Source organism: Desulfovibrionales bacterium (genome assembly GCA_028715605.1).
Taxonomy (GTDB): Bacteria; Desulfobacterota; QYQD01; order QYQD01; family QYQD01; genus QYQD01.
On the sequence record JAQURM010000001.1, the window covers coordinates 163,091 to 187,313 of the forward strand.

Annotated in this window: 17 protein-coding genes and 4 tRNA genes; 9 read left to right on the forward strand and 12 right to left on the reverse strand. The window is 47.6% G+C overall.

Going from position 1 to position 24,223, the window contains the following annotated elements; translation table 11 throughout:
* Positions 1-15: 15 nt before the first annotated feature.
* The 3 genes from PHT49_00765 to PHT49_00775 all read right to left on the reverse strand — a co-directional run bounded on the left by PHT49_00765 (position 16) and on the right by PHT49_00775 (position 3,014).
* On the reverse strand, positions 16-1,227 hold the full coding sequence (locus tag PHT49_00765) for a glycosyltransferase (GenBank protein ID MDD5450419.1): 1,212 nt from the start codon (positions 1,225-1,227) through the stop codon (positions 16-18).
* A gap of 3 nt (positions 1,228-1,230) precedes the next feature.
* On the reverse strand, positions 1,231-1,929 hold the full coding sequence (locus PHT49_00770; protein MDD5450420.1) for a DUF5752 family protein: 699 nt from the start codon (positions 1,927-1,929) through the stop codon (positions 1,231-1,233).
* 86 nt (positions 1,930-2,015) lie between these two features.
* Positions 2,016-3,014 carry a hypothetical protein gene (locus tag PHT49_00775; protein ID MDD5450421.1) on the reverse strand — a complete coding sequence of 333 codons (999 nt, stop codon included), beginning with the start codon at positions 3,012-3,014 and terminating at the stop codon, positions 2,016-2,018.
* 113 nt (positions 3,015-3,127) lie between these two features.
* Between PHT49_00775 and PHT49_00780 the strand changes: the two genes are divergently transcribed.
* On the forward strand, positions 3,128-4,465 hold the full coding sequence (locus tag PHT49_00780) for a glycerate kinase (GenBank protein ID MDD5450422.1): 1,338 nt from the start codon (positions 3,128-3,130) through the stop codon (positions 4,463-4,465).
* On the opposite strand, the gene PHT49_00785 is transcribed toward PHT49_00780, so the two are convergent.
* Positions 4,466-5,731 carry a glycosyltransferase gene (locus PHT49_00785; protein ID MDD5450423.1) on the reverse strand — a complete coding sequence of 422 codons (1,266 nt, stop codon included), beginning with the start codon at positions 5,729-5,731 and terminating at the stop codon, positions 4,466-4,468.
* A 110-nt stretch (positions 5,732-5,841) separates the two neighbouring features.
* Positions 5,842-5,916 (reverse strand) — tRNA-Gly (locus PHT49_00790).
* Between the two features lie 97 nt (positions 5,917-6,013).
* Between PHT49_00790 and PHT49_00795 the strand changes: the two genes are divergently transcribed.
* Both PHT49_00795 and PHT49_00800 read left to right on the forward strand, forming a co-directional pair.
* Positions 6,014-6,101, forward strand: a tRNA-Ser gene (locus PHT49_00795).
* Between the two features lie 177 nt (positions 6,102-6,278).
* Positions 6,279-6,371 (forward strand) — tRNA-Ser (locus tag PHT49_00800).
* A gap of 14 nt (positions 6,372-6,385) precedes the next feature.
* Here PHT49_00800 and PHT49_00805 read toward each other — a convergent pair.
* The 4 genes from PHT49_00805 to dnaN all read right to left on the reverse strand — a co-directional run bounded on the left by PHT49_00805 (position 6,386) and on the right by dnaN (position 13,515).
* A complete protein-coding gene (locus tag PHT49_00805) occupies positions 6,386-7,417 on the reverse strand; it encodes an NAD(P)H-dependent glycerol-3-phosphate dehydrogenase (GenBank protein MDD5450424.1) in 1,032 nt (343 codons plus the stop codon).
* On the reverse strand, positions 7,404-9,851 hold the full coding sequence (gene gyrA / locus PHT49_00810) for a DNA gyrase subunit A (GenBank protein MDD5450425.1): 2,448 nt from the start codon (positions 9,849-9,851) through the stop codon (positions 7,404-7,406). Before gyrA ends, PHT49_00805 begins: the two co-directional genes overlap by 14 nt.
* Before the next feature lie 118 nt (positions 9,852-9,969).
* The gene (gyrB, locus tag PHT49_00815; protein MDD5450426.1) at positions 9,970-12,384 is read right to left on the reverse strand and encodes a DNA topoisomerase (ATP-hydrolyzing) subunit B; all 2,415 of its coding nucleotides are present in this window, start codon (positions 12,382-12,384) and stop codon (positions 9,970-9,972) included.
* Positions 12,385-12,399: 15 nt separating this feature from the next.
* Positions 12,400-13,515, reverse strand: coding sequence for a DNA polymerase III subunit beta (dnaN, locus tag PHT49_00820; GenBank protein ID MDD5450427.1), 1,116 nt, complete (start codon positions 13,513-13,515; stop codon positions 12,400-12,402).
* A gap of 637 nt (positions 13,516-14,152) precedes the next feature.
* On the opposite strand from dnaN, the gene dksA reads away from it, so the two are divergent.
* From dksA to PHT49_00845, 5 genes are all read left to right on the forward strand, one after another.
* Complete coding sequence (gene dksA / locus PHT49_00825; protein MDD5450428.1) at positions 14,153-14,515, forward strand: RNA polymerase-binding protein DksA; 363 nt, start codon at positions 14,153-14,155, stop codon at positions 14,513-14,515.
* Between the two features lie 45 nt (positions 14,516-14,560).
* Positions 14,561-16,723 carry a glycoside hydrolase family 57 protein gene (locus PHT49_00830; GenBank protein ID MDD5450429.1) on the forward strand — a complete coding sequence of 721 codons (2,163 nt, stop codon included), beginning with the start codon at positions 14,561-14,563 and terminating at the stop codon, positions 16,721-16,723.
* A 75-nt stretch (positions 16,724-16,798) separates the two neighbouring features.
* Positions 16,799-17,797 (forward strand): galactose-1-phosphate uridylyltransferase, encoded by a 999-nt coding sequence (galT, locus tag PHT49_00835; protein MDD5450430.1) that lies wholly within the window; start codon positions 16,799-16,801, stop codon positions 17,795-17,797.
* Positions 17,798-17,838: 41 nt separating this feature from the next.
* Entirely contained in the window at positions 17,839-19,206 is a 1,368-nt protein-coding gene (locus PHT49_00840) for an ATP-binding protein (protein ID MDD5450431.1), read from the forward strand.
* Positions 19,207-19,219: 13 nt separating this feature from the next.
* Positions 19,220-19,579 (forward strand): response regulator, encoded by a 360-nt coding sequence (locus PHT49_00845; protein ID MDD5450432.1) that lies wholly within the window; start codon positions 19,220-19,222, stop codon positions 19,577-19,579.
* A gap of 66 nt (positions 19,580-19,645) precedes the next feature.
* On the opposite strand, the gene PHT49_00850 is transcribed toward PHT49_00845, so the two are convergent.
* The 3 genes from PHT49_00850 to ilvD form a co-directional block, all read right to left on the reverse strand.
* A tRNA-Thr gene (locus PHT49_00850) sits at positions 19,646-19,720 on the reverse strand.
* A gap of 102 nt (positions 19,721-19,822) precedes the next feature.
* Positions 19,823-20,836 (reverse strand): AmmeMemoRadiSam system radical SAM enzyme, encoded by a 1,014-nt coding sequence (amrS, locus tag PHT49_00855; protein ID MDD5450433.1) that lies wholly within the window; start codon positions 20,834-20,836, stop codon positions 19,823-19,825.
* Positions 20,833-22,500, reverse strand: a complete 1,668-nt coding sequence (gene ilvD, locus PHT49_00860; GenBank protein MDD5450434.1) for a dihydroxy-acid dehydratase — start codon at positions 22,498-22,500, stop codon at positions 20,833-20,835. The genes amrS and ilvD overlap by 4 nt, the downstream gene beginning before the upstream one ends.
* 300 nt (positions 22,501-22,800) lie before the next feature.
* On the opposite strand from ilvD, the gene PHT49_00865 reads away from it, so the two are divergent.
* A complete protein-coding gene (locus PHT49_00865) occupies positions 22,801-23,931 on the forward strand; it encodes an iron-containing alcohol dehydrogenase (GenBank protein ID MDD5450435.1) in 1,131 nt (376 codons plus the stop codon).
* The last annotated feature ends 292 nt before the right edge of the window (positions 23,932-24,223 follow it).

A 24,223-nucleotide genomic window follows, 5' to 3' on the forward strand; every position in this document is an offset into this window, starting at 1 on the left:
AAAGACACTCTCAGCTCACAGCTCCAAAACGTTCTTACCCTTGTTCTCTAACGCATACCAGACCGAAAGATAGTCTCTTATCTGCCTGGTTATAAGGAAATTAATCCGCACATATTCCCTGCCTTTTTCACCCATCCGCGCCGCCATTTCCGGATTATTCAAAAACTGCCTTATCCTGAAGGCGGCGCCTTCCACAGAATGTACAAGAAAGCCGGTGACGCCGTGGACTATTTGCAGGGGGATACCGCCTACGGCCCCTCCTATGACCGGCTTTCCTTTCCACATGGCCTCGGAAACGGTAAGGCCAAAACCTTCTCGCGTGGACTTTTGCAGAATAACATCCGCCATCCTCTGCAGGGCATTTATGTCCCTGTCGCTGAATGCCGGCAACAAGAGAATAAATATGTCTGGATCATCGGCCGCATATCCCCTTACCTCTTTTAAAACCTCCTCCCCTTCCGGATCGTCGGCTGCCGGGCTCCCTGCCAGAACAAGAATACAGTCATTATATTTCTTGACGATCTTATAAGCCCTTATTACCCCTGTTGGATCCTTAAAACGGTCAAATCTTGAGACCTGTAAGATTATGGGCCTGTCTCTTGGTATCTGAAGTCTTTCCGAAACCTCGCTTGTTTCCTGTTCGGTAAGCTCCCGGTTCTTTTCGCTCAGGGGATCGATAGACGGAGCGATGATAAATTCGTCTATAGGTATGGACCGGGCAAATCTGGCCACAGAAAAAATGGCGGCATCATATTTCTCCCAATAACGCCTCAGATAATCGCTCACTTTTTTCAAAGGGTTCGCGGCGTCGATGTGACATCTCCATATCCATTTCCCGGTTTTCCTGAACTCGATAAGGGGCGCCGGCTGGGGGTCGTGGATTAAAACCGCATCTGCATCCAGGTTGAGCTTCTCCGCATTTTTTTTGTTTACCTCATAATGGTATTCCCACATTTCCTTGCTGATATGGTCAAGATTCCCCTGAAGCGTGTTGTGGATTCTTTTGGTTATATCAAAAAACCTGTCGTCTCCCTCAATGACTTCCCACCTTGCATCTATGTCCAGTCCCCGAAGCAGGGGGATCATTCTCTGGAGTATCTCGGCCACTCCACCACCGGCCCGAGTAGAGTTTATGTGAAGAAAAGACCTGTTTCTTAATTTCTCGCCGAGCTTCTGTAGTAGTTGCAAGTCTCCTTTGGGCACAATGCCTGAGTAATCTGAGATCATCGCCTACATAACCTCCATGTCGCGCCTGGCCTCTTTCTCAACCACTTCGGTTATATGTTTCCTGATCTCTTCTATGCTATGCATAAAAGGGTCTATGGCCCTTATCTTTTCTGCCAGATCTTTCTTTTCCAGGGAGGTCTCTATCCACGCGGAAAAATCATCTATGCCGCTACCCAGACGCATCCTTGCCTCGTAGAAATGATAATATATCGAACCAGCATCCACATACTTTATAGCCATTAAGAATTCGGCAAGGTTCTTTACCCTTATCCCGACCGGAAATATGAGGGTTCTGGTCTCATTAAAATGGAATTCATCTCCGGGCATAGCCTCCCTTGGCTCAGGAAAATCTATTAAATAATGATCGATTACTGCCGCCAGCGCACTGCGCAGATCCTCTATCCTCTTAAATTCGTATGGGTCCAGAACCGATAGATGCTCGGCCAGCGCCTCTTCTTCCAGACTTTCGCCGGCCCATTGGGCAAAATCGTTGGTATATTGATAGATATGACCCTTCAAGAAATATTGGTAGGTGTGATGAAATATGGCCTCATCACTGACATGAGCAATTATGTCTCTAAGTTCCCGGAGATTTTTTGCCTTTTCACCTGTGGATTTTAGTATGCTCGCACACTGTCTAAACTCAAAGGGTGGTATGGGTTTTTCCACCTGCTCTCCCAAAGACACTTCGAGTGCTGTCAAAAATTAACCACCTTCCCTACACCTCAGTGCGTCTGAAACGTTCGTTTCTTTCCTATCTTCCTTATCGGTAAGAGCTGCCGCCGTCCTTACCTTTTTGTATAGAGTAACATAAGGTTAACAAGATAAACAAGCACTATCCCAACCGAGTCCCAGGCCAAAAACAGCCTTTTTCTGCCTGCCCGATAGGTCAGACCGATGATAGCAATAGCGGTCATCGCTATAGCAGAAAGGGCCGAGATCAGGTGATTCTGGTGCACAAAAGATAGAAGGGGGCCTTCTACAAAAAATATGTCGTCTAAGGCCAGAATGGCTATATTAAAAAGATTGCTTCCAAAAAGATTTCCGATAGCCAAGTCTATAGCGTTCATCTTTACCGCAGAGACAGAGACCACTACCTCCGGGAGCGACGTGGCCGCAGCAATGAAAATATTTCCTACAAAGGTCTGACCGAGGCCCGTAGTCTCAGCAATACCCTTGCCAATACCGGGGAGACACGTACCTGCAATTATAACCAGGACAGCGTGAATAGAATACCCCAGGTAAGCAGTCCTCTTCTGGATCTCCCCATATTTCAATCCTATAACCTTTTCTCTCGCAGCCAATCTCTGCTGCTTCTCATAAAAGAAGATAAGCCGCATAGCCACCAGGTAGATAAGAATAAACAGAATACTATAAAGACTGATCCAGCCGACGGTTACGGCCATACTATTAAAGCAGGCACTGAGGGCCACCAAAGAAAGGAGAAGGATCCCGAAGCCTGCGGCCAAGGTCTGCCCTTGGTGGGCCCTCGAAGATAAGGGGATGCGCCCGACAACAGCATCCAGCGCTGCCAGTATCAGCATGTTAAGGGCGCAACTACCAAGAATGTCTCCGGCAGCGATGTCTGGGGTATGGGTGTAGATTACGGAGCTCAGCCCGGTAGCCAGTTCAGGCAGCGAAGTCACCGAGGCCATCAGAACCACTCCTACCCAGGTCCTTCCCAGGCCTGACTTCTCGGCTATGATATCGCCATAAACGGAAAGTCTGGCGCCTGAATAAAGGATGGCCAGTGTAGCGATTACAAATTTAAGCCAGAGGATTGCCATTGTCCCCGGAGATTGTCTTTTCGTGTGGTCTTGAACCCGAACTAACTATTTGATATATCCGTGCCGTCATATTAATATAAAGCTTATCATACCTCTCCAAAACAGGCAATCTTATGGACGACCTTCGCCTTACCGCCAGAAAAATCTTCCGGTCCGGTCTTTCGGCTGTAGATCCGTATAAGGACGTGCATAACCGTCTTGTGGTCAAAAACGATATGCTTATCCTCGGCGGTGAACTGCAAAAAGGCCGTGAGTATGACCTGAGGCGGTTCCGGCGGGTCTTTGTCCTTGGCGCCGGCAAGGCTTCTGTGCCCATGGCCGCCGCTTGTGAAGAAATACTGCAAAAAAGAATTAGTAAGGGCATCATTGTTACCAAGTATGGCCACTCCGGCCCCCTTAAGTACATAACGATTGTAGAAGCCGGACATCCCGTACCGGATAAGGCCGGGCTCCATGCAGCACAAGATATCTTAACGCTTCTCAATGGGTCTCAAACCGATGACCTTATAATATTTCTTACCTCAGGAGGGTGCTCCGCTCTGCTGCCCTTGCCCGTACCTCCCATCACGTTATCTGAGAAAAAGAGACTGACCAACCTCCTTCTCAAGTCGGGGGCCACCATTAAAGAGATAAACGCCGTACGCAAGCATATCTCCATGACCAAGGGAGGGGGTCTGGCCAAACAGGCCCACCCTTCCACGGTGATCAACCTGATACTCTCCGACGTCGTGGGAGACAACCTGGATGTTATCGGCTCGGGGCCTTTTGTCCCTGACTCTTCCACCTTCCAAGTGGCCTGGGATGTACTGGAAAAATATAACCTTAAGTCCAGGTTGCCCGAAAGTATTATCAAACATCTCCGGGCCGGGCTGGAAGGGAAGGTACAAGAGACGCCCAAACCCGGTCAACCCTGCTTTCGCAAGGTTTACAACCTTATTATTGGAAGTAATTTGGCAGCCTTGAAGGCCGCAGAGAACAAGGCCAAATCCCTGGGCCTTAAGACCCTGATCCTCTCGTCACAAATCCAGGGTGAGGCCGGAGAACTGGCCGGGTTTTATGCGGCCATAGCGAAAGAGATTCTCCAATCTGGATATCCATCTTCAACGCCGATCTGTATTCTCGCCGGGGGAGAGCCAACCGTAACAGTCAAAGGCAAGGGGTTGGGAGGAAGAAATACGGAACTGGCCCTGTCTGTTGCTATTGAAATACAAGGGGTAAACGGAATATCTTTTCTAAGCGGCGGGACAGACGGAACAGACGGCCCCACGGATGCCGCCGGGGCCATAGTAAGCGGCAGTACTTATGGAAAGGCGCTTAAAAAAGGCCTAAAACCTGAAAGCTATCTTGCACACAACGATTCCTATAATTTTTTTAAAAAGACGGGGGGGCTGCTTATAACCGGCCCCACCGGAACCAATGTTATGGACATCCATATTATGCTGATAGGATAGCTAAACCCTTTCACTCAGTTTTTCATATACCTTTCTTTTCTTGTCCCACATCTTGAGCAGATAATCCTTCTGTTCTTCAAAAGCCTCGGCATTTTTCTCCACCATATCTTCGGCCCTGGAAGAATCCATATCCCACGTTTCGCGGACAAAGGAGGCGACTCGCGCATAATAGAGAGGGGTCATGAGATCCACCAGTTTGTTTCGGTTCATCGGCCAATAGTGGAAGGTGGCCGCCAATTCATATAGAATCCGCACCCAGGTCTCTACCGGTAAAGAGAAGTCCTTCGCACTCATCCTTGAGGCCTTTTTGAGATCACTGTAACTATCGGAATCTAATATGTCTTTCCAAAACGACTTGAATTGTTTAAAGCCAACCTGAAAATTATAAATGAGTCCGTCCAGATCGACCTTAATAGGCTCCGGTTCCGAACATTTCTCGGCGCCGAAGGTCTCCACCAGCGTACTTTTTTTTGTCTTTTTCCAATAAGATTCATTCTGTTCCATGAGATAAAAGATAGTCCACACCACCTGGCGGAACATAGGCCCCAGGTGTGCGGCCGGATCCTTGGCGTCGTGAACCTTGACCCCCAGGTTGGCCTGACAAATCTTAAAGCCCTGCACAACGGCCTGGGTCGTCATCCAGATATCTATACCAAAACGGGCGATCTCCGTATCCCATACCGGTTGATCAATATAGTAAGCGGCTACTTCCCGGGAAAAGGCAAAATCACCCCCTATGGGCTGACGGATGCGCCTTCCATAAAGGGCCCGGGTCAGATTATAGACTATATTGTTGGTTATAGTGCCGTCGTACTTATGACGACAATAAACCGGTGTAACATATTGGTAACCTTTCTCCAAAACAGGAGAAAGCAGGTGCTGCACCCAGTCCGAGGTAATGCTCCTGATATCTGAATCCACCACGATACAGGCCTTGACGTCCAGCTTTACCGCCGCTTCAAATATGGAACGAAAGGCCGTGCCCTTCCCGCCCGGTCCCCGGTAGATGGACAGGAGTTTTTCCTGCCAGGGCTTAAGCTGAAATTCTTTGACTATCTCCCGGGTGTCGTCGGTAGAGCCCCCGTCGGCTATCATTATTACATTCTTGTCTTCCTTGTAATACTTGTCCAGGCCGTGGGAAACCATCTGGATTACATGGGCTATAGTCCGTTCGTTGTTATAGGCGGGAATACCCACCAGGATATCGGCCCGGCCGATTTCCTCCAGTCTCTTCAAGGTATATGGTCTTAATGCGGTGTAGTACACCCTGACCTCCGTTTATTTATAATGGGATATGGGTTGGGTTAGTGACGTGGAGCGGAAATATCTGATGGTGTAATTGATGGCGCGGCGGAAATCAAGAGACAAAAATAAAATGGAGCGGGAAACGGGATTTGAACCCGCGACTTCAACCTTGGCAAGGTTGCACTCTACCACTGAGTTATTCCCGCTCACTCAGGAATTTTTATACCGCAAACCTCTTGCTTTGTCAACATCGTAACGAATCATTGACACAACCGGTAACAGATGTTAAAAATGTTGCCCGTTGGAGGGATGGCCGAGAGGCTTAAGGCGGCGGTCTTGAAAACCGCTTTCGCTCACGCGAACGTGGGTTCGAATCCTACTCCCTCCGCCAAAAGACATTGGGACGCAGACACACGCAGATTAACCGGATCTAAAAACTGGGTTACAGCAAACTTTGTCCCTATCTCTTGGCGTATTGGAATGATTTCAGCCCAAGAAAACTATTCTTGAGAGCTTTTTCTGCGTATATCTGCGAAAATTCGCGTCCTACAAAATTGGCCTTTGCTGCGGAGAGATGACCGAGTAGGCCGAAGGTGCTCGCCTGCTAAGCGAGTGTAGGGGGAAACCTCTACCGAGGGTTCGAATCCCTCTCTCTCCGCCATTTCTTCACTCATCCTACTGGAAAAAGGATACCTCCCACTCTTCTTTCAAATCTCTGGACATTAATTCCTTAACGGCGCCTAGCGGATCTTTATCCTCGTAGAGTACTTTATAAACCTGTTCCGTTATGGGCATTTCCACCCGGCATTTTTGAGCCAGAAAATAGGCCGATCGGGTGGTCTTTACCCCTTCGGCCACCATCTTCATCCCATCCAGGATTTCTTTCAATTTCATTCCTTGCCCAAGCTTAAGACCTACCGTCCTATTTCTGCTTAGATCGCCTGTACAGGTCAGGACCAGATCACCTAGGCCGGCCAAGCCGGCAAAGGTAAGGGGCTTTGCCCCGAGTTTTAGCCCTAAGCGGCTTATCTCAGCCAATCCACGTGTAATCAGTGCTGCCCGGGTATTGGTCCCAAAACTAAGCCCATCACAGATACCGGCCGCAATAGCAATAACATTTTTGAGGGCGCCTCCTAATTCTACGCCCCTGACATCGGAGGAACGATAGACACGAAAATATGGTGTAGCAAAAAGTTCCTGCACCTGTTTAGCTACGTCTTCGCTTACCGCAGCAGCAGTCACTGCCGTAAGAACCTTTTGGCTTACTTCACGGGCAAAACTGGGACCGGAGAGGATGGCCAATCTGCTATGTTGGCCTTTTGGCAACAATTCCTCCAGCACTTCCGTCATGGTGAGAAGTGTTTCATTCTCGATTCCTTTGCTGACCGTGACCACGATACTGGCAGGAGAAAGAAAAGGGATTAGCCGGCTTGCTACGGTGCGCAAGACATGCGACGGAACCGCCACCACTATAAACTCTTTGGACTCGACGGCTTCTTTCAGGGAAGATGTAATCCCAAGCCGGGCGTCCAGCTTTATGCCCGGCAGATAAGTCCTGTTTTCCCTGGTCTCCGCCATGTCTCTAGCCAGAGATTCTTCATAGACCCACAAGGTCGCCTCATTACACCCTTTTTCAGCAAGAAGGTTGGCCAGGGTTGTACCCCAGCTCCCTCCTCCTATAACACCTATAGAACTACGTCTGGACATCGGTCTCTTCTTCCCTCTCCGCCAGTCGGGCGATGCTCACGACCTTTTCCTCTGGCTCCATTTGGAAGAGCTTGACGCCCTGCGTGTTGCGTCCATGTGTGGGAACGCCGCTTACCTTAATCCGAATAATCTTTCCGCTACTAGCCAGAAGCAGCACTTCTTCGTCTTTAATAACCTGTAACGCCCCCACTACCGGCCCATTGCGCTCACTTGTCTTGATCGTAATAACGCCCTTCCCTCCGCGGCCTTGTGGGCGATAATCTTCCAGGTTGGTCCTCTTTCCATATCCGTTTTCCGTAACAGTAAGAACGGTTGAGCCTTCCCCCACGACCTCCATACCGACCACCTCGTCACCTTCTCCTAACGATATGCCCTTCACACCCATCGCCACGCGTCCAACCTCCCGGATGTCATCCTCATTAAAGCGAATAGATAGTCCGTGACGGGTTACCAAAAAGATGTCCTTCTTCCCATCTGTAAGCGCTACGCTTACCAGTTCATCTCCTTCGCGTATATTTACCGCATTAATACCCCCGGCGCGCGGATTGGAATAGGCCATCAAGTCCGTCTTTTTCACCAGTCCTTTCTTCGTGGACATAACTAGATACCGGTCTGGTTCAAAAGTACGCACAGGTAATATGGTCTTTATCGTCTCTTCTGCCTGCAAATTCAGCAGATTCACTATGGCTTTCCCTCTGGCCAGCCGCCCCGCTTGAGGAATCTGATAGACCTTAAGCCAGTGGAGCCGGCCAAGGTTTGTGAAGAAAAGAAAATAATCATGTGTGGATGCAATGTAAAGATTCTCCACAAAATCTTCTTCCCGCGTTTCTGCCCCGGTTATACCTTTCCCACCCCGGCGCTGGCTCCGGTAGAGGTTGACCGAATTGCGTTTAATGTAGCCGCGATGTGAGACTGTAACCACCACATCCTCTTCAGCAATAAGGTCTTCTACATTGATCTCTCCCGCGTCTTCTACAATCTCGGTGCGGCGCTCATCACCATAGGCAGCCCTTACGGCCTGCAACTCCTCTTTTATGATGTTACGAACCAGCTCATCGCTCGCCAGTATCGCCTTATAACGCTCTATGTCCGCCAAGGTCGCCCTATAATCCTCTAATATCTTCTCTCTTTCCAGACCGGTCAGCCTTTGCAAACGCATATCCAGGATGGCCTGGGCCTGTACTTCAGACAGATGGAGGGTGGCGACCAATCTCGCCTTGGCCTCTTTGGGTGTGGCCGAGGACTTGATTAAATCGACGACCAAATCCAGATTGTCGAGGGCGATCTTCAATCCCTCAAGGAGGTGCGCCTTTTCCTCTGCCTTTTTCAGGTCAAATCGCGTCCTCCTGATAATGACCTCTTGCCGGTGCTCCAAAAAATGGCCCAGGAGGTCCTTTAAGGTCAAAACCTCCGGCCTGTTGTTTACGATGGCCAGCATATTGATCCCAAAGGAGGATTCCATGGGGGTCTGCGTATAAAGTTGATTCAAAACAACATCCGCCACCTCATCCTTCTTCAGTTCGACAACGATCCTCATGCCTTCCCGGTCTGATTCGTCCCTTACCGCCTGAATACCCTCTATCTTTTTATCTCTGACCAGTTCCGCGATCCGCTCGATTAACCGGGCCTTGTTCACCTGAAAAGGAAGTTCATTTATTACAATACTCACCCGCCCGGTGATTCTGGCCTTCTCAATAGCGGCCCGGGCACGCATCTTTATACTGGCCCGCCCCGTCCGGTAAGCCTCTCTTATACCGGACCGTCCACAGATAAAACCACCGGTTGGAAAATCCGGGCCCTGGATACAGGACAGAAGTTCATCTGTAGTAACATCCGGTTTATCTATGTGAAGAAGGAGCCCGTCCACGACCTCTGTCAAGTTGTGCGGTGGTATATTTGTGGCCATGCCCACGGCTATTCCGGCGGAACCGTTTAGGAGCAGGTTTGGCAACCGGGAAGGAAGAACATCTGGTTCCATCAGGGAGTCATCGTAATTTGGGGAAAAATTGACGGTGTCTTTTTCAATATCAACAAGAAGTTCCTGGGTGATCTTTGCCATACGAACTTCTGTATATCGCATAGCCGCAGGAGAGTCCCCGTCAATCGATCCAAAATTCCCCTGCCCGTCCACCAGGGGGTATCTCATATTGAAATCCTGCGCCATGCGAACGAGCGTGTCATATACAGCGACATCTCCATGCGGATGATACTTACCGATGACGTCACCGACTATACGCGCCGATTTCTTATACGGTTTATTCCATTCGTTCTTTAAATCGTGCATGGCGTATAAAATACGCCTGTGCACCGGCTTAAGCCCGTCGCGCACATCCGGCAAGGCTCGGCCGATGATTACGCTCATGGCATAATCAAGGTATGATTTTTTTATCTCTTTTTCGATGCTGACCTGGCCAATACTTTCCGTGGAATACATAATAACCCCTATTACTAATCAACAGTCTGCAGTTGACAGCCGATAATCAACTGACCGCCCTCTGTATTCGCTCTTAGGACTGCTGACACTTGTATTCTGTCTTCTGAATTCTTTATTTTTATATGTCAAGGAATGTGACTTCGAGGGCGTTTGTTTGAATAAACTCTCTTCTGGGCTCTACTTTGTCCCCCATAAGAACCGTAAATATCTCATCCGCAGTAAAAACGTCCTCTATTTGCACCTGAAGGAGCGTGCGCCGTGATGGGTCCATAGTGGTGGACCAGAGTTGCTCAGGATTCATCTCGCCCAATCCCTTATAGCGCTGGATAAAAAATCCCTTCCTTCCTTCTTCCATCACCCTTTCCAGAAGCTCACCCCTGGATTTAACATCGTACTCATAGTTATCCATGGATAGCACAAAAGGAGGGTTACCTGGTTGAGAAACCTTTTTCCCCAGTTCACACAGGTTCTGAAACTCCGGAGAACCCACGAATTCCAGTGTAATAGCCTTTTCAGGCCGGCCTTTTGTTTTAGAAGGGCAATGTATCTCTTCCTTTCCATCCCGGACGGTTACTGTTACGTTTTTATAGCCATCCCGGTTCAACACCTCCCGGAAGACCCCGGTATTTATGACCCCTTGAGAAAGGTATTTTTGATCTCCCTGGTTGAGGGCCAGGGTTTCTATAACATCTGCCGCATATCCTTTCCTTGCCAGACTATTGAGCCGGGCCTGATAACGAACCAGGCCCTCCATAAGGGTCACCAAATCCTGGCCGGAAAATATTCTTTCCGTCCCTTTTACAGAGATATTTTTTTCCTGTACGGCCCTATTTAAAAAACGGCGGCTCATCTGAACTTCATCTTTTATAAATTCTTCTTCCTTACCCCTTGCCACCCGATATAGCGGCGGCTGGGCTATGTAAAGAAACCCGTTTTCGATCAACTCCGGCATTTGACGATAGAAAAAGGTTAACAGGAGGGTCCTTATATGGGAACCATCTATATCTGCGTCAGTCATTATAATAACTTTATGATAGCGCAACTTGTTAATATCATAGTCTGCCTTTCCCACACCGGTCCCCAAGGCAGCGATTAGAGTCCTTATCTCCTGGCTTTCCAGCATCTTATCAAAGCGCGCCTTTTCTACATTGAGTATCTTCCCTTTAAGCGGGAGTATGGCCTGAAACTTCCTGTTCCGGCCTTGCTTGGCGGATCCCCCAGCCGAATCACCCTCGACGAGGTAGATTTCACTTCTGCCGGGGTCCTTTTCCTGACAATCAGCTAATTTCCCAGGAAGAACCATATCTGATAAACTACCCTTTTTTCTGGCCAGGTCTTTAGCTTTGCGGGCGGCCTCCCGGGCCCGGGCCGCATCTATTGCTTTAGCCAGTATTTTCTTGGCGATAGACGGTTTTTCCTGTAGGTATAAAGAGAGTTTTTCGTTGACAAGAGACTCTACTAGCCCCTTGACTTCACTATTTCCCAGTTTTGTCTTGGTCTGGCCTTCAAACTGAGGGTTGGGTATCTTGACACTTATTACGGCCGTCAGGCCCTCCCTTACATCATCGCCCTCCATCCTTTCTTTTAGATTTTTGGGGAGGTCTTCATTAAGCGCATACTGGTTCAGCGTCCTGGTCAGCGCGGATCTAACCCCTATAAGGTGAGTACCCCCTTCTTTTGTATTAATATTATTGGCAAAAGAAAAAATTTTCTCTACATATGAATCATTGTGCTGTAAGGCTATCTCTACATCTATATCGCCGCGCCTGCCGGATATGTATATAGGCGTATCATAAATAACGGTCTTGTTTTTGTTGAGGTACTGTACAAAAGATATAATACCTCCTTCATAGAGAAAATCCTTTCTGTTCCCGCTTCTTTCATCTTCTAATACTATCCTTACCTCTTTGTTTAAGAAGGCCAGCTCCCTTAATCGCTGGGAAAGTATTTCAAAATTAAACTCTGTTGTTTCCTCAAATATCTCAGAATCCGGTAGAAAGTTTATCTTTGTTCCTCTTTTCTTTGTATCTCCGATAACTTCTAACTTAGTTACCGGGTTTCCCCTCTCATATCTCTGTTTGTATATTTTCCCGTTGAGAAAGATTTCAACCTCCAGATATCGAGAAAGGGCATTCACAACAGAGACCCCTACCCCGTGCAGGCCCCCGGACACTTTATATGTCTTATGATCAAATTTACCTCCGGCGTGGAGCACGGTCATAACCACTTCTACCGCGGGTTTCTTCTCCGTATGGTGAATATCGACGGGTATGCCCCTTCCATTGTCTTCTACTGTAACGCTTCCATCTTTATGAATCAACACTTCTACATAATTACAGTATCCGGCAAGGGCCTCATCGATGCTGTTATCCACCACTTCATAAACAAGATGATGTAATCCCTCTGGACCTGTGTTCCCAATATACATAGCTGGTCTTTTTCGTACCGCTGTAAGACCACTTAATACCTTTATCTCTTTAGCCGTATAATTATTAATATCTGCATCCTCTATCTGACCTTCAAAAACACTCATTTATATAATCCTCTTTTACACGCGCATGGGCATAATAATACCCAAGAAACCCTCTTCTTCAGTGCCTTTTATAAGACATGGGTTGGTCTCGTTTTCAAATTCTATAGCTATCTTATTGCTCTCCAGAGCCCCAATGGCTTCTATTAAATAGTTAATATTAAAATTTATACTAAATACATCGTCTTCATACTCTATTTCAAGCTCCTCTCTGGCATCTCCTATATCTGGATTTACTGATAAAACCTCCATTTTCCCTTTACTAAAATTAAAGCTGACTGCCTTATATTTATCCGTGGACAATATAGCTGTTCTGCGCAGAACATCCAAAAAAAACTGCCTTTCTATAAATATTTTTTTATTACCCTCCGCAGGTATGATTGTACGGTAATCCGGAAATTCTCCATCAATAAGCCGTGTCACTATCTTTGTTTTATTTGCTTCAACAACGCAGATATCTTCTTTGAATCCTAATAGAATCTTTTCTGCATCTTCGCACAATTTTAGTATCTCCCGGGCGCCTTTCCTTGGTAAAATTACCCCGGAATCAATTTCCAGGATGTTTATACCGGGAACATCTTTTTCCATAAGAGATAATCTATGTCCATCAGAGGATACCATCCTCAATATCTCTTTATCTTCTATTACTGTCTTCTCTATAAAAATACCTGCCAAATTGGTTCTGTTGTCATCAAAAGAGACGGAAAAGATTGTCTTGTTTATTAAATCCTTTATTGTCTTTGCGGGGATTTCAATTGTCTTTGCATCCTCATGAAATGATACCAAAGGAAATTGTTCTGCCGGTAAGCCTACTAACGTATAAATAATTTTACCCGAACTTACATTTATCCTGCCGGATTCTTTTTCCTTTATAGTTATATGAGGGCCTGGGATTTCTCGGACCATTTCATATAGTTTTCTGGCCGGGACGGTTATTTTTCCTTTTTTTATAATCTCAGCATTATGTTCTGTCCTCATTCCCACTTCAAGATCAGTCGCTATTATATTTAAACGAGCGTCTAATGCATCAAGTAAGACATTTGATATAATAGGCATGGTACTTTTCTTTTCAACTACGGTTTGTATTTTATTCAAACCATCCAGTAGCTCATTTCTGTTAATTTTTAGTTCCATTTTTTATTCCTTATTATTTATATAGATTATTAAAAGATACTTCTTAATAATATATCTGATAAAAAATAGTTGAAAAATAACGTAAGGATTTGTAAAAATTAACTATTCACTTTTTTATAAAATGCAGAATTACATATTATTTGTTATTTTTTTATAATCTATAATGCACAGGACATAATTATTAACAAATTTCTAACATAAATTTAAAGAGTATTAAAGACGCATTAGACTCAGAAAAAGATATAAAGAGCACTTGCAGTATAATTTAGAATAAGAAAAACTTCAATCTAAAGGATAATATTATAACATTATGTTTTTATTTTATTTTTTAATATTAAAGAATGAGCTACTGATAAATTCTTATATCATATAGATAGAGAAGAAGGTATAGAAGAAAAAATAAATAAAAACGAACGCCTGATACCGGGATTCACTTATTTTTTAAAGGAAAATGTTGAAAAATTAAATGGATGTAGGGTAAGAGTAGGCCCGGTCTTTATAGACGCGTTACCTTTTTTTCTTTCCGATTCGAAGATTGGATTTAATAAGAAGTTTAGGGTATGATTATACTTTACTTTATCAGAAAAAATGGTAGGTTTTTGTATTTATACATTTAAGTATTGGCGGAGGATTGGGAATGAAAAAGGAAAAATTAGAATATTTCAGGGTATTGCTAAACAAAAAAATAGAGGAAATTCTAAGTGGGGCGGAAAAAACCCTTTCTGATATGACAGACTTAAGTGATAATTTCCCTGACCCGGCCGATCGCGCCACACTTGAATCAGATCGTAATTTTGAGCTGCGTATTCGGGACAGGGAAAGGAAGCTTTTACAGAAGATACGAAGCGCATTAGAGCGGATAGATGACGGTACATTTGGTATTTGCGAGAGTTGCGGGGAAGATATTTCGGAAAAAAGATTAGAGGCTCGCCCGGTTACTACCTTATGTTTAGATTGTAAAAGGAAACAAGAAGCCACAGAAAAGATGCGCGGTACATAATAGGCAATGAAACAGCCGCCGCTATATATCTCCTTTCTATGGCACATGCACCAACCAAACTATAAAGACCCGCTTCGGGGCCGGTACTCTATGCCCTGGGTTCGTTTGCATGGTATAAAGGCTTACCATGACATGCCATCCCTACTTTCTAATTTTTCATCGATAAAACAAACCTTTAATCTCGTACCGTCCCTTTTGGTACAGTTACAGGATTATGCCTCAGGCCAGGCCAAGGATGATTTTTTGGATATAAGCGCCAAACCGGCCGGGGAGCTTACTAGCGAGGATAGGGAATTCATCCTTAGTAATTTTTTTAATTGTAACTGGGAGACGATGATCAAACCATACCCGCGCTTCTGGCAGCTATTACTCAAACGCGGAATGGTAATTGATGAATCCCGGGTTAGAGAAAGTGTGGCACGTTTCAATACACAGGACTTCCTCGATCTTCAAATATGGTTTAATCTTACCTGGTTTGGCTATACCAGCCGGAAAAAGCCGGATATTTATGGATTGTTCCGAAAAGGGCAGTTTTTTTCAGAGACAGATAAGGGTATAGTCCTGGATACGCAGCAAGAAGTAATTAAAGAAGTCATTCCTCTGTATGCAGGGTTGGCTGAAAAGGGACAGATAGAAATTACCACCAGCCCCTTCTATCATCCAATCTTGCCACTTTTGATCGATTCTGATTTCGCCGGACGGCCTATTCCAGAGGTAAGTCTCCCCCAACGTTTTCAATACCCTGAAGATGCCCTTTGGCATCTCGCAGAAGCTATGAGCCTCCACGAAAAGATTTTTGGGCAGAGACCTCGTGGACTATGGCCCTCGGAAGGCTCGGTTTGCCCGGAACTCATTCCAATTATGAGTGAACTGGGCATCAAATGGGCAGCGACAGACGAAGGCATTCTTTTTCATTCCCTGGCACGCCAATACATATCTTCGACCGGTAATTATAACCGTGACACCCTTTTTTATCCATACGCTGTTGAGCATGAGGGGGCAAAGGTAAATATGGTTTTTAGGGATCATGGCCTATCAGACCTCTTTGGATTTGTCTATTATCGCAACCAGCCCCGCCAGGCAGCGGAAGATTTCTTTTCCCATCTTCACAATATAAGGAATAATTGGCAGTCAGGTAAGAAACCGCTTCTGTTAAACATTATTTTAGATGGAGAAAACCCCTGGGAGCATTACAGCGATGGAGGGGAGACCTTTCTTACAGAAATTTATAAGAGATTTTCAGACAGCTCTGATTTTAAAACCACCACTGTTTCTGACTACCTGGAAGAATTTCCACCAACAGAATCTATAGCCCATCTTTATACCGGCTCCTGGATAAACCACAATTTTGACATCTGGATTGGTGGAGTAGAGGAGAATGAGGGCTGGGATATCCTGGGAAAGACGAGATCCTTTTTAGCCAGGAATCTTGAAGAGAGAAGGGATTTGTCTGATGAGGCCGTCTCTAAGGCCTGGGAAAGCCTTCATGCCGCGGAGGGCAGTGACTGGTTTTGGTGGTACGGAGAACATTTCTCCTGCGCTTATTCTTTTGAGTTTGACCGCCTTTTCCGGGAATATCTATCCCAGGTATATCGGGCCATGGGAGAAGAAGTACCTGAAAGACTGAAGTCTCCTATAAAAAGGCTCAAAAAAGTGATTCCACCTATAGAGCCAAAGGGATTTATATACCCTGTCCTTGACGGACGCCTGACGCAGTTTTATGAGTGGAGCGGAGCAGGTTATTTTGAAACCAAAACAACGGGCGGGGCCATGTATCAGGGAAGGGAAAAAATAACAGCCATATATTATGGTTTTAATGTGGACAACCTCTGTTTCCGGCTTGAGACAGACGAAGCGGATTTTTCCGGATGGTCTCAGGACCAGGAGATTTATCTCTACCTTTTGAACAGCCGTCCTTACTTCCTTACTGTCTTCCCGGCAGCTAAAGGAGACGGTTTTTATTACCGATTATATAAGGGCAGGCCAGACGACCATGTTCTGGTTGATGAGTTCAACTCTATTGGTATTTATAAGTTTGTTGAATTGGCGGTGTCTTTTAAATATCTTGGTTTCAATGTGGGCGAGGAGATCCGTCTTGTGGTGGAGGTAAGAGATAAGGGGTTGGTAAAGGAAAGGTATCCATCTGTAGGCTATCTTGCCATTATTGTGCCAGATGAAAACTTTGAGCAGATTCATTGGCAGGTATAATCTTCTCTTTGGTATCTTAAACGGCAAAATCCAAGAGACGCCGGCTGTACAAGGTTAAGTTAGGAGGAGCTAGTAATGCCTGAATTGCGTAAAGATCCCATTGTTGGGCGATGGGTTATTATTTCTAAGGAGCGGGGCAAAAGACCGTCTGATTTCATTGTCGAAAAGGAGATCGCGAAAGGCGGGTTTTGTCCACTTTGCCCCGGTCACGAAAACACCACACCCAAAGAGGTTTTGGTTTATGGGCGTAATCATGGCGAGCCAAACACACCGGGCTGGACACTGCGAGTGGTTCCCAATAAATACCCGGCGCTTATGATTGAAGGGGACCTGGACAAAGAGGGTGAAGGTGTCTATGACAAGATGAACGGTATCGGCGCCCATGAAGTGATAGTAGAAACTCCTAATCATGATGAGACCCTGGCAGAGCTATCCCCCGAAAGGTTAGTAGAAGTCCTGCGGTCTTACCGTGATCGGATAATTGATTTAAAAAAGGACATGCGCTTTCGTTATATTATGATATTTAAGAATTATGGGCGTGCAGCGGGGGCGTCCCTAGAACATTCACACTCCCAGCTTATTGCCCTTCCGGTTGTCCCGGAATTGGTATGTGAAGAGCTGCAGGGGGCAAAGACTTATTATAATTACAAGGAGCGCTGCGTTTTCTGCGATATAATACGTCAGGAGCTGACCCGAGGGAGCAGATTGGTATGCGAAAACGAAGACTTCTTAGCCATTACTCCGTTTGCCCCCCGCGCGCCTTTTGAGATGTGGATATTACCAAAAAGGCATAGCTCCTCGTATGTGGACGTGACCGATGACGAGTTTAGCCGGTTGGCACAGATTTTTTCAGAGACATTTCGACGCCTTAACGGCGCAATCCCCCGGGTTCCGTACAACTATGTCTTACACACTACTCCTCTTAAGGAAGGCGCACTGGATTACTATCATTGGCACTTTGAGATAATGCCTAAATTAACCATGATCGCAGGTTTTGAATGGGGAACAGGCTTCTATATAAATCCTACCCCGCCCGAAGATGCGGCCAAATTCCTGCGTGAATTGACGCTCTAGAATGATCCAGATCCCTTAAGGAAGGTTGAGAACAATAAGAGATGAGCCCTAACCACAGCCTGTTTAAAAAAACAAAAAAGGAAAGGACAGTGGAGACGCTGGCCCGCGAAAACGAAAGCATGGTACGGGAGATCTCCACACTTTATAAGATAAGCGGTCACCTGATGACCACCGTTTCGGTAGATGAAATAGGAAAAACCGTTATCAGTGCTATAACCGGTGAAGAGGGCCTGGGCTTTGATCGAGCGGTAATCTGTCTGATGGATGAACAGGAGGCGGAGTTAAAAGAGGTATGGCGTGGGGAAAAAGGCGAGGAATCGTCGGCACGAGATATCATAATACCATTAAACAAGGATGGCGGGGCGCTGGCTCAAGCCGTGCAGGAAAAAACCCCTATAACTATTAATGCCGGTTCAGATCCTGTGCTTAGCAAGATATGGTTTGAGGGCTCGGACTGTGCTGACTGCGCGGTGGTTCCCATTATAGCCAAGGACAAGGTAATGGGCGTCATAGTGGTCGATAATTCCTGTAATAATCGCGCCACAACTAAAGAGAATGTCCGTGTTATAAGCATGTTGGCCAATCGTACCGGCCTCGCCCTGGATAATGCCAGGCTCTACACCCTTCTTGATAGGACCAACAAAGAATTAGTGGAGGCCAGGGGATTGCTGGCAGAGGCGGAAAAGTTGGCCGCCATGGGGGAGATGGCCTCTACCCTGGCGCACGAGATCAGGAACCCCCTGGTATCCATAGGTGGTCTGGCACGGCGGGCGATTAAAGTAGTAAATGGAGATAGTGGTGGAAGGCGCTACCTCGAGGTAATTGTAGATGAGGTGGGGAGGCTGGAAAAGACCTTAAATGAATTATTGGATTACGCCCAGGAACCGGAAGAGGCTTATGCAAAAAAAGACCTGAACCATGTTGTCAAGGAATGTCTGGAACTGATGCGTCGTGAATTTGAAGAAGGGTCTATAATTGTAAAAAAAGACCTGAAGTCTATTCCACCGATATGGTGCGATGGGCGACAAATCAAGCACACCTTATTTAATATCCTGCTAAACGCCCGTCAGGCGATGCCCGGGGGCGGGGCCATTTGGGTAAGCAGTTCCGTGGAAGAAGACGATGCAGGGAGGTTTGTCACGTGCACCATAAAAGATACCGGTGGGGGCATACCGGAGGCCATTCTTCACAATATATTCAACCCCTTCTTTACCACAAAAAAGGGGGGATCCGGGCTGGGCTTGGCTATTTCTTACCGGATAGTTTCTCATCATGGCGGCAAAATAGAGGTTGAGAACGAGCCGGGTCAAGGGGTGGCTTTTTCCGTAAAACTGCCGATGAATCCTGAGCCTAGAGGGCATAATGTGTATAAACCAAAAAATAAGGTAAAAAAACAAAAGAGCGAATAATGGAGGGCTGGCCGTGGAAGAGCATAAGAGAATCCTCGTGGTAGATGATGAAGAAAGCATCCATCTGCTCTATCGGGAAGAGCTGGAAGAAGAGGGCTATCAAGTTTTTTCAGCGATGAATGGGGAAGAGGCCCTCGAAATATTCGGATCTAATCCCATAGATCTTGTGATTCTGGATATAAACATGCCGGGAATGGATGGCATAGAGGTGTTAAGGCAGCTCAAGGCCCAAAAGCCTTCTCTGCCGGTCATTCTAAGCACAGCATATAGCGAATATAAACACGACTTGGGGTCATGGGCGTCTGATGATTATATCGTCAAGTCGTCAAGCCTGGATGAGCTGAAAACGTCTATTAGAAAACGACTGGAATAGGCGTATAGAGAACAATTATGGTCAACGTGGAGACGGACGATGTGGCAATCTAGGAGGTATTTTTACTGGAGCCGGCAGGGGGACTTGAACCCTCGACCTGCTGATTACGAATCAGCTGCTCTACCACTGAGCTATGCCGGCCCGGACAGTGATAGCAAACGGATATAACACGAATTCAAAGGCTTGTCAATTTGTGCCCACCCTTCCCTTGTACCGTTCGAAACAGTCCTTTTCGCGCTTTCTTCACATGCCCACCCCATGAACCGCCGCATGGCACTTTGGGCACTTGGCATCAATTACATTATACTGCAGGATAGTGAACCCAAGGCGCTCGATTAATAGGGCGCCGCATTTATGACAGTAAGTGTTCTCCCCTCCCTGCCCCGGGATATTACCGGAATAGACATAATAGAGACCGGCCTTCAGGCCGATCTCCCGGGCCTTGAGCACGGTTTGCCCCGGTGTGGAGGGGACACTGGTTAACCTGTACATGGGATGGAACCGGCTGACGTGCCAGGGGGTTTCCGGCCCTAACTCTGTCCGGATAAAGGCGGCAATCTCCTGTAATTCTTTTTCAGAATCATTGAGTGTGGGGATGATAAGGGTCGTAACCTCCACCCAGATGCCCAGTTTTTTCATCAGGTTAAGGGTTTCCAGGACCGGCATTAGTTTAGCCCCGCAGGTCTCCTTATAAAATTTCTCGCTATAAGCCTTGAGGTCGATGTTCGCTGCGTGGAGGTAGGGCTGAATGGTTTTGATAGCTTCTTGGCTCATGTAGCCATTGGAGACAAAGACATTTTTTATCCCCCGGTCATTGGCCAGTCGCGCTGAATCATAGGCGTATTCAAAGAAGATAGTGGGTTCGGTATAAGTATAAGAAATAGATTGGCACTTCAGCTTCTCAGCGGCGGCTACTACTTCCTCCGGAGGAAAAGGCTCGCCCGCGATCCTTTTTTCGTCTTTGGGCATCTGTGAAATCTCATAGTTCTGGCAAAAGAGGCAGTGAAAATTGCATCCCACCGTGGCTATGGAGTAGGATTTTGAACCGGGATGGAAGTGAAAAAGGGGCTTTTTTTCTATAGGGTCTATATGGCGGGCAATGACCTGCCCGTAAACCAGGGAATACAACATCCCTTCTCTATTTTCCCGCACGCCGCAAATACCGTGCTTGCCGGGCATAATAAGGCAGTGGTGGTTACAGAGGTTGCACCGTACCTTCTGTTCCTCTTCCTTTATATAAAGCATGGCCTCTTTCATGGCTTCTCCTTAAAGACGGCCCCGGTACTGCCGGAGGTCACCCACTGGGCGTACCGATAGGCATAGCCCTCCTTGATCTTTGGCTCCAGAGGTTTCCAGCCCTTCTTGCGTCTGGCCAGTTCCTTCTCATTGACTTTCAGGGTTATCGTCTTTCCAGGAATGTCGATACCGATGCGATCACCCTCCTGGACAAGGGCGATGGCCCCACCCTCCGCAGCTTCCGGAGAGACATGGCCGATAGCCGCCCCCTGCGTGCCGCCACTGAAGCGTCCGTCCGTAATCAGGGCCACATCTTTCCCCAGGCCCATCCCCACGATAGCCGAGGTCGGGGTTAGCATCTCGCGCATACCCGGGCCGCCCTTGGGCCCTTCGTACCGGATGACGACAACGTCACCCTTTTTTATCTTCCCCCCTAAGATGGTGGAGACTGCCTGTTCCTCCGAATCGAATACCCGGGCCGGCCCTTCGTGCCTTAACATTTCCGGGGCGACGGCCGACTGTTTCACCACCCCCCCATCCGGCGCCAGGTTGCCATAGAGTATGGCGATGCCTCCCTCAGCATGGTATGGGTCTTTGACCGGCCGTATTACGGTCTTGTCAAGAATGTTTTTACCTTTAAGATTATCCGCGAGCTTTTTGCCGGTCGCGGTCATAACCGTAGTGTCTATTAATCCGACCCCCGCCAATTCGGAGAGGATGGCCGGGATGCCGCCGGCCGCGTCGAGGTCCTGGAGATGATGGTGCCCGGCCGGGCTGAGACTACAGAGGTGCGGGGTTTTCCGGCTGATTTCATTAAATAGAGAAAGGGGAAGATTTATCCGGGCTTCATGGGCGATGGCCGGCACATGAAGAACGGTGTTGGTTGAACACCCCAAGGCCATATCCACGGCAATGGCATTCTTAAAGGCAGAGAGTGTGGCAATATCCCGCGGCCGCAGGTTCTTTTTCAGCAGCTCCATGACCTTAATGCCGGCTGCCTTGGCCAGGCGCTGACGGGCGGCTGAGACGGCCGGGATAGTGCCGTTGCCGGGCAGGCCCAGGCCCAAGGCCTCTGTCAGGCAGTTCATGGAGTTGGCCGTGAACATACCGGCACAAGAACCACAGCCCGGACAGGCCGCATCCTCAAGGGCCTGAAGCATTTTTGCCGGCATCTTGCCGGCCCTGACCTTACCGACGCCTTCAAATACCGTGATCAGGTCTATCTCCTTTCCCCGGAAGGAGCCCGCCAGCATAGGGCCGCCGCTGACCATTATGGCCGGTATATTAAGGCGCAACATGGCCATTAACATGCCCGGGATGACCTTGTCGCAGTTAGGGATCAACACTAATCCATCAAAGGGGTGGGCCCGGGCCATGACCTCAACCGAATCGGCTATAAGTTCCCGGCTGGCCAGGGAGTACTTCATCCCTTCGTGGTTCATGGCAATTCCATCACAGACGCCGATGGTGGAAAACTCGATGGGCGTTCCTCCGGCCATGCGCACACCGGCCTTAACCGCGGCCGCGATCTGATTGAGATGGACATGGCCGGGGATTATTTCATTATAGGAATTGGCTATGCCGATGAGGGGCCGCCTGATCTCCTCGTCGGTGTAACCCATGGCCTTAAAAAGGGCGCGGTGTGGTGATTTCTCCAGCCCTTTTTTCATAGCATCACTTCGCATATAAGCCTCCTCGTAGATTCAAATAATGACCACATCATAAGGAAAAAGGGCACGATTGACAAGGGTAAAGAGGGATAATTTTTATATCATCTTCTTTATTTAATTATGTTAACATATCTAAGCGCACCTGGGCAGAATTTATAGGCAGCCTCACTGGTCATCAGTCATTGGTTAACCGTGGAAAATTTTTAACTATTGGTTTCTCTTAGCAGTGACAAATGACTATTGACAATTGACAAATGACGTTCACTATAAAATAAGCAGGACATTCTGAAAACCATACCACACGGAGATCGGCATTTGAAGGTTACATTTAACGAACTCACTCTTCCAGTGCCTACCCGGGTGCTTTATGGGCGAAATCTTATCGATAAGCTGGTAAAGTTCCTCCCTGCCACAGTCAGAAAAGTAACCATCGTTATTGGAAAAGGAAGCGTAAAAAGAAGTGGTTTACTTGACCGTGTATTGACCTTACTCCGAAAACACGGCCTGGAAACGACTGTATTTGAAGGCGTGGAAGAAAATCCGTCCTGGGCTACCTGCCTGCGGGGCAGGGACTTCCTCTTAAGGCAGGGAATAGAGTTAATCATCGCCTTGGGCGGCGGCTCTGTCCTGGATACAGCCAAGGCCATGGCCCTGGCCGTTACAAACACGGGATCGCTGGCCGGGATGATAGAGCGAAGGGATTATTTACGGGAACCCCTTCCCACTATGGCCATCCCGACCACGGCGGGGACCGGGAGCGAGGTGACGCAGTATTGCATCATCACGGATGAGAATACCCATGACAAGTTAAACCTGCATACCCCGCACTCCTTTCCCAAGACCGCTATTCTCGATCCTATTTGTACGATATCCATGCCGGAGGCTCTAGCCATAGGGACCGGGATGGATGCCCTGAGCCATGCCGTAGAAGGCTATCTCTCCCGGAGGGCGGGCAGCGAATCCGACCGGTTGGCCTTGGAGAGCATAGAAATGATCGGAAAGTTCCTGGAGGCAAGCATAAGAGAGCCCCATAATCTGGAACTGCGCGAAAACATGCTCCTGGCCGCTGCTAAAGCCGGCACGGTCATCTCCCGGACCGGTACTATACTGCTGCACGCCCTGGGCTACCGCCTTACACTCGACCACGGCGTGCACCACGGCCTGGCCAATGCGGTTCTTCTTTATCCTTTCCTGCTGGTCACGCAAAGGTATCAGCCTCAAAAAGTGCAAGGAATCCTGGACGCGCTTCTCGGAACCCACTCCACGCTGGAGGCCCTCAAGGGTTACCTGATGCGGCTCGGCATTAAACCGGACATCGGCCGCTTCGGTGTTAAGTCCGGGGATTTCGAGGCCATAGCCCGCTATGTCCTGGCTAAAAAGAACCTTCCGGATACCCCTTTTTCTGTAACCTCAAGGGATATTTTTGAAATACTCACCCTGGCGTAACCATTCACCGTTATCAGTTCACCGTTGTCCGTGAAAAGCACGAAAAACGTCTTCTTCGGTGAACGGCAAACGGTCAACGGTGAGCAGTTGCACTCTGGCTATGAACTAAAAATGCCCCTTGGTCGTCAAAGAAATCAGACACTTTTTAGCATTTGTCTGGACTTTCCCCAGAAATGTTATTTCTGAAATGGAATCCTTCGTTCCTTCGCTTCATGGCTTCTGCAGTGATCCGCCTCCGGCGGATTCGCAGGCGGGGAATACTTACCCCTTCCCGCCTCTGAAGGGCGGGCTT